The sequence below is a fragment of the Allocoprococcus comes genome (assembly GCF_013300725.1).
GTDB classification, from domain to species: Bacteria; Bacillota; Clostridia; order Lachnospirales; family Lachnospiraceae; genus Allocoprococcus; species Allocoprococcus comes_A.
In genome coordinates this window covers 1-722 of record NZ_JAAIMM010000100.1, presented here as the reverse complement: position 1 = coordinate 722, position 722 = coordinate 1, and the positions used below count along the sequence as shown (strand labels likewise).

Below are 722 nucleotides of genomic sequence, written 5' to 3'. Positions count from 1 at the left end.
TCCCTTCCTGCAGATGCAGGAGTAACGATTCGGGGTATCGAGGATAAATAGAATCAAGCGAGCACTGTTTAATAATCAAATTGGCTATAGAGGTTATGCGGCAGAGCTTTCCGTCTTGGAAAGGAACTCTGCCGTATCCCTGTGGAGCCAATATAGCGCTATGAATGCTTTACAAATAAAAAAAGATTGGAGAGATGACAAGTGACGATTCGTAGAGGAGATATCTTATGGGCGGATCTCGGTATGTTCCCGACAACTTCGGTTCAGGGTGGAGTAAGACCGGTGATCGTAGTAAGTAACAATAAAGCTAATACATACAGTTCAGTCATTACAGTAGTTCCGCTGACATCAAGAATATATAAGAAGCGGTATTTACCAACACATGTATTTATCAGTAAATACGATATGACAGGGATCCGAAAAGGAAGCCTGGCATTGGCTGAACAGGTTATGAGCATTTCTACAAAATGCATTATTGAGAAATGCGGAAGAGTAAATAAGTGGAGCCTGGATCGGGTGCTGAAAGCAGTACGGATTCAGATGGGAATGGAAGGAGAAGGGCATGACGGCAGAGGAATATAGAAATTATCTGGAGCAGGATTTCAGTGATGTAGATATCAATGAAATGACTGATCTACGGATGATAAAAGCAGACAGAAATAAGCCACTTCAGGAACGGAGAGATATTTTTCTGAATAAAGTAGGAAATCCTTATCTGGTCC

The 722-nt window shown here is 41.7% G+C and carries 2 protein-coding genes; both read left to right on the top strand.

The window, feature by feature from the left end; translation table 11 throughout:
* Positions 1-201: 201 nt before the first annotated feature.
* Positions 202-582 (top strand): type II toxin-antitoxin system PemK/MazF family toxin, encoded by a 381-nt coding sequence (locus G4407_RS16220; protein WP_005344285.1) that lies wholly within the window; start codon positions 202-204, stop codon positions 580-582.
* Positions 563-722, top strand: a 160-nt coding sequence (locus G4407_RS16940) for a DUF6870 family protein (RefSeq protein WP_334297106.1), incomplete at its 3' end; no start/stop codon positions are given. The genes G4407_RS16220 and G4407_RS16940, both read left to right, overlap by 20 nt.